Source organism: Streptomyces sp. NPDC023481 (assembly GCF_055560195.1).
Window position 1 is genome coordinate 27,476 of record NZ_JBVHJE010000013.1, and the last position, 13,829, is coordinate 41,304.

The 13,829-nt window shown below is 74.3% G+C and carries 12 protein-coding genes; 4 read left to right on the plus strand and 8 right to left on the minus strand.

Annotation, left to right across the window (positions count from 1 at the left end):
* Window positions 1-116: 116 nt before the first annotated feature.
* The 3 genes from ACZ3ZD_RS24205 (at window position 117) to ACZ3ZD_RS24215 (ending at window position 3,450) form a co-directional block, all read left to right on the plus strand.
* Window positions 117-662: a glycosyltransferase gene (locus ACZ3ZD_RS24205; protein WP_467400926.1), complete on the plus strand. Its 546-nt coding sequence runs from the start codon at window positions 117-119 to the stop codon at window positions 660-662.
* Window positions 663-699: 37 nt separating this feature from the next.
* Window positions 700-2,190: an MFS transporter gene (locus ACZ3ZD_RS24210; RefSeq protein WP_467400930.1), complete on the plus strand. Its 1,491-nt coding sequence runs from the start codon at window positions 700-702 to the stop codon at window positions 2,188-2,190.
* Window positions 2,191-2,289: 99 nt separating this feature from the next.
* Complete coding sequence (locus ACZ3ZD_RS24215) at window positions 2,290-3,450, plus strand: nucleotide disphospho-sugar-binding domain-containing protein (RefSeq protein WP_467400933.1); 1,161 nt, start codon at window positions 2,290-2,292, stop codon at window positions 3,448-3,450.
* A 56-nt stretch (window positions 3,451-3,506) separates the two neighbouring features.
* Here ACZ3ZD_RS24215 and ACZ3ZD_RS24220 read toward each other — a convergent pair whose 3' ends face one another.
* From ACZ3ZD_RS24220 to fabG, 4 genes are read right to left on the minus strand one after another with little or no spacing between them, the layout of a single operon-like run.
* Complete coding sequence (locus ACZ3ZD_RS24220) at window positions 3,507-4,778, minus strand: FAD-dependent monooxygenase (RefSeq protein WP_467400935.1); 1,272 nt, start codon at window positions 4,776-4,778, stop codon at window positions 3,507-3,509.
* Window positions 4,775-6,955, minus strand: coding sequence for an AMP-binding protein (locus ACZ3ZD_RS24225; RefSeq protein WP_467400937.1), 2,181 nt, complete (start codon window positions 6,953-6,955; stop codon window positions 4,775-4,777). Before ACZ3ZD_RS24225 ends, ACZ3ZD_RS24220 begins: the two co-directional genes overlap by 4 nt.
* Complete coding sequence (locus ACZ3ZD_RS24230; RefSeq protein ID WP_467400941.1) at window positions 6,948-7,907, minus strand: aromatase/cyclase; 960 nt, start codon at window positions 7,905-7,907, stop codon at window positions 6,948-6,950. The genes ACZ3ZD_RS24225 and ACZ3ZD_RS24230 overlap by 8 nt, the downstream gene beginning before the upstream one ends.
* A gap of 52 nt (window positions 7,908-7,959) precedes the next feature.
* The gene (fabG, locus tag ACZ3ZD_RS24235) at window positions 7,960-8,745 is read right to left on the minus strand and encodes a 3-oxoacyl-ACP reductase FabG (RefSeq protein WP_467400944.1); all 786 of its coding nucleotides are present in this window, start codon (window positions 8,743-8,745) and stop codon (window positions 7,960-7,962) included.
* A gap of 203 nt (window positions 8,746-8,948) precedes the next feature.
* On the opposite strand from fabG, the gene ACZ3ZD_RS24240 reads away from it, so the two are divergent.
* Window positions 8,949-9,398: a nuclear transport factor 2 family protein gene (locus ACZ3ZD_RS24240; RefSeq protein WP_467400949.1), complete on the plus strand. Its 450-nt coding sequence runs from the start codon at window positions 8,949-8,951 to the stop codon at window positions 9,396-9,398.
* A gap of 170 nt (window positions 9,399-9,568) precedes the next feature.
* Here ACZ3ZD_RS24240 and ACZ3ZD_RS24245 read toward each other — a convergent pair whose 3' ends face one another.
* The 4 genes from ACZ3ZD_RS24245 to ACZ3ZD_RS24260 all read right to left on the minus strand — a co-directional run bounded on the left by ACZ3ZD_RS24245 (window position 9,569) and on the right by ACZ3ZD_RS24260 (window position 13,791).
* Window positions 9,569-10,747, minus strand: a complete 1,179-nt coding sequence (locus tag ACZ3ZD_RS24245) for a nucleotide disphospho-sugar-binding domain-containing protein (RefSeq protein WP_467400952.1) — start codon at window positions 10,745-10,747, stop codon at window positions 9,569-9,571.
* Between the two features lie 153 nt (window positions 10,748-10,900).
* The gene (locus tag ACZ3ZD_RS24250; protein ID WP_467400955.1) at window positions 10,901-11,164 is read right to left on the minus strand and encodes an acyl carrier protein; all 264 of its coding nucleotides are present in this window, start codon (window positions 11,162-11,164) and stop codon (window positions 10,901-10,903) included.
* A gap of 108 nt (window positions 11,165-11,272) precedes the next feature.
* Window positions 11,273-12,526 (minus strand): ketosynthase chain-length factor, encoded by a 1,254-nt coding sequence (locus tag ACZ3ZD_RS24255; RefSeq protein WP_467400959.1) that lies wholly within the window; start codon window positions 12,524-12,526, stop codon window positions 11,273-11,275.
* Window positions 12,523-13,791, minus strand: a complete 1,269-nt coding sequence (locus ACZ3ZD_RS24260; protein WP_467400961.1) for a beta-ketoacyl-[acyl-carrier-protein] synthase family protein — start codon at window positions 13,789-13,791, stop codon at window positions 12,523-12,525. Before ACZ3ZD_RS24260 ends, ACZ3ZD_RS24255 begins: the two co-directional genes overlap by 4 nt.
* Window positions 13,792-13,829: the final 38 nt, after the last annotated feature.

Below are 13,829 nucleotides of genomic sequence, written 5' to 3' on the forward strand. Positions count from 1 at the left end.
GACCCCATGGACATCAACTTCGTGCACACCGGCATCGCCCTCGTCGTCGTCTTCGTCATCGCGGGCGCCGTCAAGCTCGCACGCCGCAACAAGCGGTAGCCGTCATGCGTGTCCTGATGACCACCACACCGGTGCCCGCGCACCTGGCGCCGATGGTGCCCCTCGCGCGGGCCCTGCGGGACGCCGGCCACCAGGTCCTGGTGGCCGGGCAGCCGGACGTGCGGGAGGTGGCCGGGGCGGCGGGTCTGGAACTGGTCCGCGTCGGCAGCCGGTTCCATCCCGAGGACCATCCCGACCTGGCCACCGATCCCAAGCCCCTGGTGGGACACGCCCGTTATCTGACCCCCCGCTACCTGGAGACGGCCCGCTCCTGGCGTCCCGACGTGATCGTCGGGTCCCGTCTGGAGTACGCGTCGCTCGTCGTGGCGGGGGCGCTCGGCATCCCCGTCGCCCATCACCGCGATCCCGATCCAGCCGCGGACGGGCTCGGCGACTCCCTCCGCGGCGTCGCCGCGTTCTTCCTCGGCGGCCTGTGCCGGCGGGCCGGGCTGAGCGCCCTGCCCGTGCCGCGGCTGCTGCCCGCCGACGAGGAGCCCGACCGTCTCGTCGCCGTCCTGGAGCGGCTGGCCACGCAGCACACCCCACGGAGGACCCCCACATGACCTGGACCCACCCCGCCTGCCCGCCGGGCGGCCCGGTATGAACGGCAAGCAGATCCGCCTGTTCGTCGCGGGCGCCCTCGCCGCCATGCTGCTGTCGTTCCTCGACGAGAACATCGTCACGAGCGCCGCCTGGCAGATCACCCGGCACCTCGATCCCGCCCACGGTCTCGACCGGCTGCCGTGGCTCGTCACCGCGTACGTCCTCGCGGCCACCGCGAGCCAGCCGCTGTACGGCAGGTTCTGCGACCTGTACGGGCCCAAGCCGGTGTACCTGTTCGCCGTCTGTGTCTTCCTGCTCGGCAGCGCGGCCTGCGGACTGGCCCAGTCCATGGGGCAGTTGATCGCGTTCCGCGCGGTGCAGGGGCTGGGCGGCGGCGGCCTGATGTCGGTCACGCTGATCATCATCGCCACGCTGCTGCCCGCCCGCAGCCGCACCTCGGGCGCCGGCCTGGGCGGCGGCCTGGTCGCCCTGGGCATCGTCGCCGGACCGCTGCTCGGCGGGTTCCTGTGCCAGCACCTGTCGTGGCGCTGGATCTTCTACGTCAATCTGCCGCTCGGCCTGCTGACGATCGTGGGCACGGTGTTCGGCCTGCGGATGCCCGCGCGCGAGCGCGGTGAGCACCGGGTCGACGTGCTCGGCGCCGCCCTGGTCACGGCCGGGGCGACGGCACTGCTGCTGCTGGCGCGCTGGGGCGGCGGCACCTACGCCTGGACGTCACCGGTGATCCTCACGCTCGGCGCGGCCGCGGTACTGCTCGTCGTGGTGTTCTGCTGGTGGCAGACCCGGGCCGCCGACCCGATCCTGCCGATGTCCCTGTTCACCGACCCGGTGTTCCGGGTGGCGGCGCCGCTGCAGTTCGTCGGCGGGTTCACGGTCTTGGCCGTGCCGGTGTTCGTGGTCACCTACCTCCAGGTCGCCCGCGGTGTGAGCGCGCAGGCCTCCGGTATCCGGCTGGCCCCGATGGCGATCGGGGTGCTCGTGGTGATGGCGGTGTCGGGCCGGCTGATCCCCCGGTTCGGCCGGTTCAAGCCGGTGCTCGTCGTCAACGCCTGCGTGGCGGTGGGCGCCCTCGCCCTGTTCGGGCTGATCCGCGCGGACACCTCGAGCCTGACGGTGGGTCTGCTGCTGATCCCGCTCGGCTTCGGCCTCGGCGGCGTGGTCCAGGTGGTGCTGCAGACGGCGCAGGCCGCGGCGCCGGAGGACCGGCTCGGCGTGGTCACCTCCGGCACCCGCTTCTTCATGACGCTGGGCAGCGCCTTCGGCACGGCCCTGCTCGGCGAGGTGCTCTCGCACCGGCTCACCGCGCTGTCCCCGAAGGGCATGCCGGGACCGGGCCCGGCCCGCGACCAGGTGTACGCGTCGGCCACGTCCACCACGTTCCTGGTCGCGGCCGGCGTGATGGTGCTCGGCCTGCTGCTCGCCCTGGCGATGCCGGACGTCGCCTTCGACGCCTCCGACGGCCCCGAGGGCTCCGACGGGCCGGCCGAACCGCACGACCGTACGGAACCGGCCGTCCAAGCGGCCTGATGCCGCACCACCAGCCGCGACGCCCCGCCCGGTCACCTCCCGCGCGGGGCGTCGCCCGTGTCCGCGCCCTGTATCCGACCCCGGCCGACTGGAGGCCCCATGCGCGTCCTCATGCTCAACACCCCGGTGCCCACCCACTTCTCCCCGCTCCTGCCGCTCGCCTGGGCGCTGCGCGGCGAGGGCCACGACGTGGTCGCCGCCGTACAGCCCGATGTGGTCGACACCGCGCTGACGGCGGGCCTGCACACCGTGCCGGTCGGCGACCCCTACCACGTGGAGGACCTGCTGTCCGGCGGTCTCCCGCCGGGCAAGCGGCCCCGCGAGGTGCGCCCACGGCCGGACGCGGCCGGGCTCGCCGGCGGCGCGAAGGTGTGGCAGATGCACGCCAAGTACCTGGTGGAGGAGCACCTGGCGTTCGCCCGCCGCTACCGCCCCGATCTGATCGTCGCCGACATGATGGAGTACTCGTCGCTGATCGTCGGCGGGGTGCTCGGCGTCCCGGTCGTCCACCACCGCTGGGGGCTCGACCCGTTCACGACGGGCGCCCGGGCCGCCGCCCGCGCCACCCTGGGCCCGCTGTGCCGGCGCCTGGGCCTGCCCGGCCTGCCCGACCCGGACGTGGTGCTCGACCCCTCCCCCGCCGCCCTGCGCCTGCCGGACACCGCGCCGGGCACACCCATCCGGTACGTTCCCTCCAACGGCCCGGCGGTCCTGCCGGACTGGTTGTACGACGGCGCGGACGGGCCGCGCCGCCGGGTCGTCGTCTCGCTGGGCACCAGCACCCTCGACCTCGGCGGCCTGCCGCTCCTCACCCACGTCCTGCGCGCCTTCGCCGACCTCCCGGACACCGAGGCCCTGGCCACCGTGCCCTCCCGGCTGCAGCCGTCGCTCACCGGGCTGCCGCCGAACGTGCGGCTCATCGAGCCGGTGCCGCTGCGCCCGCTCCTCGACAACTGCGCGGCCGTCGTCCACCACGGTGGCGCCGGCACCCTGTTCACGGCGACCGACGCGGGCCTGCCGCAGCTGGTGCTGCCGCAGATCATGGACCAGTTCCCGCACGCCGACGCGCTGGTCTCGGCGGGCGCGGGCCTGTCCCTGCCCGAGGCCGCCGACCAGGACGACCCGGCCCAGGTGGCCGCCGCCGTACGCAGGCTGCTCGACGACCCGTCCCATGGTGCGGCCGCCGCGGAACTCGCCGGCGCCATCGCCGCGATGCCGTCGCCCGGCCAGGTGGCCCGGGACCTCGCCCGGCTCGTGTGACGCACACGGCGAAGGGCCGGACCCCGAGGGGGGTCCGGCCCTTCGCCGTGTCGCGCTCAGACGTCCGTGAACAGTTCCTTCGCCACCCGGATGTGCGGGTTGCCGTACGCGATGTGGCGCAGGACCTTCCCGTACAGGGGGGTGCGGCGCAGGAGGGCGGCGAGCGCGGGGCGCACGCGGGTGGCGACGACGCCCCGGCCGAGCATGGCCGCGCTCTGCAGGCGCTGGGTGCGCATGACGGCCGCGATGTCGGGGGCCCGGCGCTCCTCGAAGGTGCCGAGGAGCGCGGCGCTCGCGTCACCCTCGGCCAGGGAGGTGATCAGCAGCGGGTGCAGGGCGACGGCGTCCTGCACGGCCAGGTTGATGCCCTGGGCGCCGATGGGGCTGTGGGTGTGGGCGGCGTCGCCGATGCAGACGAGGCCGTCGACCGCCCACCGGTCGGCGCGACCGGAGAACACGTCGAGCAGGCTCACGTCCTTGAAGGAGGTGATCTGTTCGCGGATCGCTTCCGCGTACGGCGGTGCCGCGGCGGCCAGTTGTTCCTTGAGGTGCTCGACGCCCCGGGCCGCGAGGTCGGCGTAGCCGCCGTGCGGGAGGGTCCAGCCGATCTGCACCTTGTCCGGGTAGGAGTCGTAGGCGAGGACGGGGCTCGCGCCGTGCCGGAAGACGCGGACGTCCCGGCGGCCGGACGCACGGTCCGGGACGGACAGTTTGAACCACAGCACGTCCAGGTCGAACACGTCGCTGCGGCCGGCCTCGATGCCGGCGAGCCGGCGCAGCTTGGAGAACCGGCCGTCGGCGGCGACGGTGACGTGCGCGCGTATCTCGCGCCGCCCCTCGGGGCCGTCGGCGAACACCCCGGTGATCTCGCCGCCGGGGCCGTGCCGCAGGGCGCTCGCCCGGTGCCCTTCAAGGTGGGTGAAGGTGTCGAACTTGGCGCAGTGCAGGACGAGTTCGTCCAGGAGGTGCGGCTGCGGGATGCTCAGAAGGTGGTCGTAGGGGGCGGGCAGGGTGCGGTAGTCGATGTCGAGCAGGACACGTTCGCCCTCAAGGAGCCGGAACCGGTCGTGCTCGTGGCAGCCGCGGGCCCGCGCCCCGGCGAGCACGCCGAGGTCGTCGAGCAGGCGCATGGCGCCCGGCTGGAGGATCTCGCCGCGGAACTCCCGGTGGTGCGCGCGGGAACGCTCGACCAGGGTGACCCGCGCCCCCGATGCGAGCAGCAGCAGGGTGAGGACCAGCCCGGCGGGGCCGCCGCCGACGACGCAGACGTCGGTGTCCGGCGTGTCGGCGGCGGCCCCGCCCGTCCCGGCCGCCTCGGACGTGTTCATCGGGTGCCGATGACGGGGGCGGCCGTCACCGTGTGCGAGGTGGCGAGCGCGGCCAGGGCCGTGTACTCGGGCAGCTCGTGGGCGCGCCGGGCGGCGTCCGCGTCGCGCCAGCTGCCGATGGCGGTGTAGCGGCCGGGACGGGGCAGGGAGCGGGCCAGGTCGAGCCAGGCGAAGCCGTCGAGGGCGCGGGCGGCTTCGGCGAAGGCGCGGTAGGCGGCCTCGAAGGCGCCGGCGTCGCCGGTGACGTCGGCGACGGTGACGTACAGGGCCTGGCCGCCCTCGGCCTCGGCGACCCGGAGGACACCCATGGAGGGGTCGGCCTCGACGTCGACGATCCGGTGGAACTCGGCGGCGTGCGCCTGGAAGGTCTCCGAGCCGAGTACGGCCTTGAAGTCCTCCGGGGTCGCCCACCAGCCGACGTTGACGTAGGTGCCCGGGGTGTCCTGGTCGCGCACGGCCTGGTGGGAGCGGAAGCCGCCCTGGGCGCGCATCCACTGGACGTGGGAGCCGAAGTGCTCCTCGAAGTGGGCCGCGTCGGCGGGGTCCTTGAGGGTGAAGGTGTTGACGACGGTGAACTCGGGGGCCATGGCGGGAGCCTTTCCGTGGGAGGTGGACCGGGGAGCCTGCTCGGCCGTGCCCCGCGTCAGGTCGAGGAGCCGGGCGCGCAGGTCGCGGCGCTGGATCTTGCCGTTGCCGTTGCGTGGGATCGCGGGGACGGCGACGGCGTCCTGCACCCGCTGGTAGTACGGGAGCCGGGGGTTGACGTCGGCGAGGACGGCCTCGGGCGTCGCCGCCGGGTCGGCCAGCACGAGCAGCGCGCCCGCGACCGCCGAGGAGTACGGGTGCGGCAGGTCGACGACGACGGCCTCGGCGACCGCGGGGTGGTCGAGCAGGGCGCGTTCCACGTCGGAGGGTGCGACGAGGAAGTTGTCGCACTTGAAGACGTCCTTGAGGCGGTCGACGAGGAACAGCCGTCCGTCGGTGTCGACGCGGCCGACGTCGCCGGTGGCGAACCAGCCGTCCGCGCCCACCCCGCCGCCGCCCAGGTAGCCGGCCATCACCTGCGGTCCGCGCACCTCCACCTCGCCGGCCTCGCCGGGCGCCAGGACGGCGCGCGTCTCGACGTCGACGATCCGGCACTCGGTGCCGGGGACGGGGCGGCCGACGCTGCCGTGCACCGGGGCGAAGGCGTCGTCGCTGTGGGTGAGCGGGGAGGTCTCGGCGAGGCCGTAGCCCTGGAAGACGGGCACACCGAGCCGTTCACTGAGCCGGGCCGCCGCGTGCGGGGGCAGCGCGGAGCCGCCGGAGGCGACGTGGCGCAGGGACCGCGGGACGCGCACGGCGGGCTCGGCGGCGTCCGCGAGCCGGGCCAGGCGGACGGGGAGGCTGTAGTAGTGGGTGGCGCCGTGGCGGTCGGCGGCGGCCAGTGCCCCGGCCGGGTCGGGGCCCGCGAAGAGGATCTGCGGGGCGCCCGCGTGGACGGCCGAGTTGAGGTGCATCGGGTGGTACGTCGGCAGGTGGTTGAGGGTGACCGAGGCCGCGTCGAGCCGGTGCGCGTACGCGATCTGCGCGGCGTTCACCGTCAGGTTGCGGTGGGTGAGCTGAACCGCCTTGGGCAGTCCGGTGGTGCCGCTGGTGAAGTGCAGGCAGGCGATGTCGTCGCCGCCGCCCTCGTACGGGGTGCCGGCGGGCGCGGTGGCGGCGCGCCCCGCGGCGGCCAGCGCCTCCAGGGTGGTGTCGGCCGGGTCGGTGGGGGACGCGTCGCCGATGAGGACGACGCGCTCCAGGTGCGGCAGGCGGTCGCGGAGGGCACCGATCCGCCCGTACAGCGCGGCGTCGACGAACGCCACCCGCGCCTCGCACATGCCGAGCACGTGGAGGAGGCCCTCCTCGCGCAGCAGCGGGTTGACGACGGCCGCCACATGACCGGCGCGCATCGTCGCGTAGTAGGCGACCGGGAAGTCCGGGTGCAGGGCGGCGGCGACGGCGATCCGCTCGCCGGGCCGCGGCAGCAGCTCGCGCAGCGCGGCGGCGACGGCCCCGGTGCGCTCTTCCAGGGCGCCGAACGTGGTCGCGGTGCCCTCGGCGATCAGCGCGGTCCGCTCGGGGTACTGCCGGGCGCTCTCGGCGAGCAGCCCGTCGACCCGGGTGGGCACGGTGAGTTCCGGCTCAGCCACGGCGTGCCTCCGCATGGGCGCGGGCGAGGTTCATGGTGGCGGTGCTGTTGGTGCTGAGCGCCTTGTGGACGTAGGCGCGGGCGTCCGCGACGGTGGCGCCCGCGCCGAGGATCCGCTCGATGGTGTCGGTGCGCAGCCGCACGTCGTGCCGCGAGGAGACGTCGACGCCGGTGCCGGACTCCTTGATCGTCCAGGCTCCGGTGTGGGCGGTCATCAGCAGCGGCACGGTGGTCTGCTTGTAGACGATGCGGTCGGCGGCGAAGCAGACCCGGATCGACTCGGTGGTGTGCACGGAGCCGTCCTTGGTGCTGGTGTCCATGCGCATCACCTGCACGCCCGGCTCGTCCTCGGTGAGGTCGAGGGCGGCGACGTGCGGCAGGCGCTCCGGCCACAGGTCGGCGCGGTTCAGGAAGTCGAAGACGTCGGCGCCGTCGCCCTCGACGTGCACGGTGTCGGTGAAGGAGAACTCCAGCTCACCGAGCTGTTCGCCGAGTTCGGCGACCTGGCGGATGTTGTCCAGTTCGTGGCCGCTGTTGCGGTCGAGGGCGGTGCGTATCCACTCGACGTGTCCGGGGGCGTCGTCGACGGCGCTGAAGTCGTGCTTGAGCTCCAGGTGCGAGCGCCCGGGGCCGAGGGGGGTGACGATCCACTCGCCGCCCATCGCGGCCACCGGCGGCGTGGACACCTCCTGGCGGAAGGTGACGCGCAACGCCTCCGGGTCGAGGGTGCGCACCGAGGTCCAGGACTTCACCGCGCCGTTGGCGGTGGCCCAGATGCGGATGCGCTCGAAGCCCTCGGACTCCTCCAGGTGCTCCACGTGGACGTTGGGGAGGAACCGCAGGGGCCAGGAGCGGGCATCGGCGACGACCGCGTACACCGCCTCCGCGTCGGCGGCCACCTCTACCGCGTGCGTGGTCTCGTACCTCACCGGCTGCTGGACCGGGACTGCCATGGCGAACGCCTCCAAAGCGTGGATCGGGTTACGGGTGGGAGGAGAGCGGGGGTCAGAAGTTGCCGAGGCCGCCGCAGACGTTGAGGGCCTGCGCGGTGATGGAGGCGGCGGTGTCGGTGGCGAGGTAGCCGATCAGCCCCGCGACCTCCTCCGGGGTGGAGTAGCGGCCGAGCGGGATCTTCGCCTGGAACTTCTGCAGGATCGCGTCCTCGCTGGTGTCGTAGGCGGCCGCGTAGCCCTGGCGGACGCGCTGGGCCATCGGCGTCTCGACGTAGCCGGGGCAGACCGCGTTGACGGTGATGCCGGTCGGCGCCAGCTCGTTGCCGAGCGCCTTGGTGAAGCCGACGACGCCGTGCTTGGAGGCGGAGTACGGGGCGCCGAGGACGACGCCCTGCTTGCCGGCGGTGGAGGCGACGTTGATGACGCGGCCCCAGCCGCGCTCGCGCACGCCGCTCTCGCGCAGGAACGCGCGGGTCACCAGGAAGACGGAGGTGAGGTTGGTGGCGATCACGTCGTCCCACAGCTCGTCGTCGAGGTCGGCGGTGACGCCGCCGCCCGAGCGGCCGGCGTTGTTGACGAGGACGTCGATCCGCCCGTACGTCCCGACCGCCGCGGCCACCAGCGCCCGCACGGACTCGGGGTCGCGTACGTCGGTGGCGGTGCCGTTCGCCTCGTAGCCCTCGGCGCGCAGTTCCTTGACCGTCAGCTCGACGCTCTCCGCGGTGCGCGCGCACACGAACACCGCGTGCCCCGCGGCGCCGAGCGCCCGGGCGGCCGCCAGGCCGATTCCGCTGGTGGCCCCGGTGACCAGGGCGACTTTCTGCTGGTTGTTCGCCATCTCGGGCGCTCCCCTAACGCTGGTGGTGTGGCTGGTGCCGGTCCGGACCGGACGGCGTCACGGTGCAGGGCCGTACTCGGGATGTGATGGAGCGGCACTGGAAGGCGCGGCGAGCGGTGGTGCTCCGCCCCGTGTCGAGCGGGGCGCGAGGTCAGCGGCCCAGAGTCGGTGGTGACACCCGAGGCCCATCAGGAGGGACCGCCATGACCGTGACGGAGACGGAGTATGCGCAGGGCGCCGGCTTCGCCGAGCTGTACCAGCAGGTGCAGCAGTTCTACGCGCAGCAGATGCAGCTGCTCGACTCCGGGCGGGTCGAGGAGTGGGCGGCGACGTTCACCGAGGACGGTGTCTTCGCCGCCAACGCCAAGCCGGAGCCGACCGTCGGCCGGGACACGATCGCCGCCGTCGCCGGCCAGGTCGTCGCCCAGTACGAGCGTGACGGCATCCAGCGCCGGCACTGGATGGGCATGGTCGCGGTCGACGAGGCGCGCGGCGACACGGTGCGGGCCCGCTCCTACGCGCTCGTCATCGAGACGCCCCGGGGCCAGGCCCCGTTCATCAAGGCCTCCACGACCTGCGAGGACGAGCTGGTCCGCGAGGACGGCCGCTGGCTGGTCCGCCACCGCCTGATCTCCCGGGACGACCTGGCGTAGCGCCACCGCGTCCCCGCGAGAGGGCCACCGGATCCACTCCGGTGGCCCTCTCGCCATGACGGACCCCCGCACCGCCGCCTTGGGCGGTGGAGCGGGGCGGCGGGGCGGGCAGGGCGGCATCCGACCCCGGGTACGTCCCACACGTGCCCGCCCCGTACGGGGGCGTGGGCTCAGCCCGACGCCACCTCCTCGATCCGGGAAACGACGTGTGCCGGCAACGGCATCGACGCGATCTCGGCCGACACCTCCCGCGCGGCCGACGCGAACCCCGGATCACCCAGCAGGGCCACCACCGCTTCCCGCAGCAAGCCGGGGTCCGACTGTCCGTCCAGGGCGACCCGTACCCCCGCCCCGCGCGCGGCGAGCCTCTCCCCGTAGACGTCGAGGGCGGGCAGGGCCTGCGGCAGGACCAGCTGGGGCAGGCCCCGTACGAGGGCGGTGAGGCCGGTGCCGGCGCCGCCGTGGTGGACCAGGGCCGTGCAGCCGTCGAGGAGCAGGGACAGCGGAGCCGGATCCACGACCTCCACGTTCGCGGGTACCGGACCGAGGGCGGCCGCGTGCTCGGGTGCCAGGGTGAGGAGGGCACGCACGTCGTCGAGCCCGTCGAACGCCTCGGCGAGTGCGGCGATCCCGTCGAGTCCGCACTCCTCGACCGTCCGGGTGCTGTAGGAGACGCAGACGGTGCGCTCGGCCCCGGTGGCCCGTCGGCCGGGGTAGCCGCCGGGCCCGTTGTACGGCACGAAGCGCACCGGCCGGCCGGGGTCCGTGCCGGGGGCGAGAAGGCTCGGCGGGCAGGGGTCGAGCAACAGGGCGGGGTCGGGCAGCCCGCCGAGTGAACCCGCCTGCTCCGCCAGGGACTTCAGCGCCCGGCGGGCAGGCTCACGGGCCTGGGTCGTCAGCAGGTCGGGGCCCCAGCGGTGCACCACGCACGGCACACCGAGCGCGCCCGCGACGATCGGCCCGGAGAACTCCAGGGGGTCGGACACCACCACGTCGGGCCGGAAGTCGCGGGCCAGCGCCAGGTAGCCGTCGATGACACGGCCCACCCGGCGCTGCCAGTTCGCCGCCAGCTTGTCCCAGTCCGGCTGCCAGCCGGCACCGGGCGTGGGAGCCGGGGCGGCCGCCGGTCCGGGCGCCGGGGCGGGCCGGGGCGGCGCGGGGGCGGGCGCCGGGGCGGGCGCCGGGGCGTCGACCTCGACGGCGTGCAGGCCGGCCGCCCGCGCGGTCGCCACGGCGACGGGCTCGCCGCACAGCAGGACCTGGTGGCCCGCGGCGGACAGCGCCCAGGCCAGCGGCACGATGGGCAGCAGATGACTGTTCACGGGGGTCACCACGAGCAGGACGCGCATGCGGGCTCCGTCTCCGAAGTCTGTCGTAGGGAGGGAAAAGGGTGACGAACGGAAAAGGGGGGCGAACTGGAAAAGGGGGACGGCGCCCCGGCACGGTCAGCGGGGGAGGCTGTCGTGCCGGGGCGCCGTGTGGGGGGCCGGTCGTCGCGGGCGTCAGGCGGCGATCTGCGCGCGACTGCCGGCCAGGCTCTCGTTGATGTACTCCAGCAGCAGACGCGGGGTGTCCGCCTCGGCGAGGGTGTCGTCGGAGAGCTGTATGTCGTACTCGCGCTCGATGTGACCGGTGGTCTGGAGCACGGCGAGCGAGTCGTAGCCGAGTACCGCGAGGGGGACGTCGAGGACGTCGCCGTCGAGGTCGACGCCCTCGGCCTCGCCGGCGCACTCGCGGAGCAGGGCGGTCAGTTCGTTCAGCGTCATGGCAGTGCCTTTCTTCGCGTTCTCGTGGGGTCGTGAGGGGCGTGGGGGCGTGGGGTCGTGGGGCGGGCGTGGGGTCGGTGACATGGGCTGCGGGAGGCGCGGCGGGCGTCAGGCGGCCGAGACGACCAGCGCCGCGTTGAACCCGCCCTGCCCGCGCGCCACCACCAGGGCGTTGCGCAGGGGCTGGTGCCTGGCCTCGGTGACCAGGTCGAGGCGGATGCCGTCGGCCGTACGGGTCGTGCCCACGGTGGGCGGGATCACGCCGTCACGCAGGGCGAGCAGCGCGGCGGCCACGTCGAGCGAGGCGCCGCCCGCGGCGAGCCGGCCCGTCATGGTCTTGGGCGCGGTGACCGGTACCGCCTCGGAGCAGAAGACGGCGCCGAGCGCCTCGGCCTCCGCACGGTCCAGCTCGGGCACCCCGGCCGCGTCGGCGAACACGACGTCGATGTCCTCGGGCGCCAGTCCGGCGTCGGCGAGGGCGAGTTCGATGGCGCGGCGCAGGGTGGACGGGGCACCGCTGCCGGGTGCCGGGTCGAACGTGGCGGCGTATCCGGCGAGCCGCCCGTACACCCGGGTGCCGCGCTCGCGGGCCGCGCGCTCCTCCTCCAGGACGAGCAGGGCGCCTCCCTCACCGGGTACGTGGCCGCCGGCCCGCTCGTCGAAGGGGACGTAGGCGTCGGCGGGGTCGGTGCCGGTGCTGAGCCGGCCGCCGGCCAGCTGGGCGGTCCAGCCCCAGGGGCAGATCGCGCCGTCGACGCCGCCGGTGACGATGAGGCCGCTGCCCTTGCGGATCTGCCGCCGCGCCTGGCCGATGGCGTCGAGGCCACCGGCCTGTTCGGTGACGAGGACGCCGCTCGGGCCGCGCATGCCGTGCCGGATGGAGATCTGGCCGCTGTTGACGGCGTAGAACCAGGCGAAGGACTGGTAGGCGGAGACGTACTTGCCGCCCTTGCTCCACAGCGCCTCCAGCTCGCGCTGCCCGAACTCGAAGCCGCCCGCCGAGCTGGCGGTGACCACGCCCGCGGCGAACTCGGGGAGTTCCTCCGGGGTGATGCCGGCGTCGTCGATGGCCTCCTGCGCGGCGGTCAGGGCGAGCCGTGTCATGTGGTCGGTCTGCGGCATCAGCCGGGACGGGATGTGCTCGGCGGCCTCGAAGCCGGGCACCTCGCCGGCCAGGGTCGCGGGGTAGCCGGAGGCGTCGAACCGGGTGACCGGCCCGATGCCGCTCTGCCCGGCGAGGGTGGCCGCCCACCAGGCCTCGGTTCCGAGCCCGTTGGGGGCGACGACACCGATGCCGGTGAACACGGAGCCGGTGACCGGGGCCTCGACGGGCCGCTCCAGGAGGTCCGTTGACGTACTCATGCTGCCTTCCGTTCCGGGCTGGTGAGCACCATCGCGCTCTGGAAGCCGCCGAAGCCGCTGCCCACCGTCAGCACGGTGTCGGTGCGCTGCTCGCGGGCGGTCAGCGGGATGTAGTCCAGGTCGCACTCGGGGTCGGGGTCGTGCAGGTTGGCGGTGGGCGGCAGCACGCCGTGCTCGATGGCGAGGGCGCAGGCCGCGATCTCCAGGGAGCCGATGGCGCCGAGCGAGTGCCCGATCATCGACTTGATGGAGCTGACCGGCGTGCGATAGGCGTGCTCGCCGAGGCTGCGCTTGAACGCGGCGGTCTCGTGCCGGTCGTTCTGCTTGGTGCCGGAGCCGTGCGCGTTGATGTAGTCGACGGCGGTGGCGTCCAGGCGGGCCTCGTCGAGGGCGACGCGGATCGCCTCCGCCATCTCCTTGCCGTCGGGGCGCAGCCCTGTCATGTGGTAGGCGTTGCTGCGCGAGGCGAACCCGGAGATCTCCGCGTAGATGTGGGCGCCGCGGGCGAGGGCCTGCTCGCGCTCCTCCAGGACGAAGACGGCACTGCCCTCGCCGAGGACGAAGCCGTTGCGGCTGGCGTCGAAGGGGCGGGAGGCGTGCTCCGGGTCGTCGTTGCGCGGCGAGGTCGCCTTGATGGCGTCGAAGCAGGCGACGGAGATCGGGGAGATCGGGGCCTCGGTGGCGCCCGCGATCATCGTGTCGGCGCTGCCCTCGCGAATGAGTTCCACGGCGTGCCCGACGGCGTCGAGGCCGGAGGTGCAGCCGGTGGAGACGACGGCGGTGGGTCCCTGGGCGCCGGCGGTCCAGGCGACCTCCTTGGCGAAGGACGCCGGGACGTAGTAGTCGAACAGGTGCGGGACGGCGTACCGGTGGTCGACCTGCCAGTCGGCGCCGTCGCCGCTGACGACGCGGTACTCGGTGTCCAGGCCCGTCGTGGCGCCGACCGCGCTGCCGATGGTGACACCGGTGCGCACCGGGTCGGCGCCGGACAGGTCGATGCCGCTGTCGGCGAGCGCCTCGCGGGCACTGACCACCGCGAACTGGGCGGCCCGGTCCATGCGGCGGATCTCCCGGGCGCTCAGCCCGGCCGCCCACGGGTCGAAGTCGGCCTCGGCGGCGATCCTGGACCGGAACTGCGCGGCGTCGAACAGGGAGATGGCCCGGGTCGCGGTACGGCCCTCGGTCAGCAGGGACCAGAACTCCTTGGTGCCCACCCCGCCGGGCGCCACCACACCGATGCCGGTGATGACCACGCGCCGCGTCATCGCTGCCTCCCGGCCCATCGCCGCACCCCGGACCGCAC

What these genes read in the sequence shown, in the direction of transcription:
- ACZ3ZD_RS24245 (WP_467400952.1), bottom strand. Translation starts at nt 10,747, where the DNA reads ATGCGCGTCCTGCTCGTGGTGACCCCCGTGAACAGTCATCTGCTGCCC.
- ACZ3ZD_RS24250 (WP_467400955.1), bottom strand. Translation starts at nt 11,164, where the DNA reads ATGACGCTGAACGAACTGACCGCCCTGCTCCGCGAGTGCGCCGGCGAG.
- ACZ3ZD_RS24215 (WP_467400933.1), top strand. Translation starts at nt 2,290, where the DNA reads ATGCGCGTCCTCATGCTCAACACCCCGGTGCCCACCCACTTCTCCCCG.
- ACZ3ZD_RS24210 (WP_467400930.1), top strand. Translation starts at nt 700, where the DNA reads ATGAACGGCAAGCAGATCCGCCTGTTCGTCGCGGGCGCCCTCGCCGCC.
- ACZ3ZD_RS24230 (WP_467400941.1), bottom strand. Translation starts at nt 7,907, where the DNA reads ATGGCAGTCCCGGTCCAGCAGCCGGTGAGGTACGAGACCACGCACGCG.
- ACZ3ZD_RS24260 (WP_467400961.1), bottom strand. Translation starts at nt 13,791, where the DNA reads ATGACGCGGCGCGTGGTCATCACCGGCATCGGTGTGGTGGCGCCCGGC.
- ACZ3ZD_RS24240 (WP_467400949.1), top strand. Translation starts at nt 8,949, where the DNA reads ATGACCGTGACGGAGACGGAGTATGCGCAGGGCGCCGGCTTCGCCGAG.
- ACZ3ZD_RS24255 (WP_467400959.1), bottom strand. Translation starts at nt 12,526, where the DNA reads ATGAGTACGTCAACGGACCTCCTGGAGCGGCCCGTCGAGGCCCCGGTC.
- fabG (WP_467400944.1), bottom strand. Translation starts at nt 8,745, where the DNA reads ATGGCGAACAACCAGCAGAAAGTCGCCCTGGTCACCGGGGCCACCAGC.
- ACZ3ZD_RS24205 (WP_467400926.1), top strand. Translation starts at nt 117, where the DNA reads ATGACCACCACACCGGTGCCCGCGCACCTGGCGCCGATGGTGCCCCTC.
- ACZ3ZD_RS24220 (WP_467400935.1), bottom strand. Translation starts at nt 4,778, where the DNA reads ATGAACACGTCCGAGGCGGCCGGGACGGGCGGGGCCGCCGCCGACACG.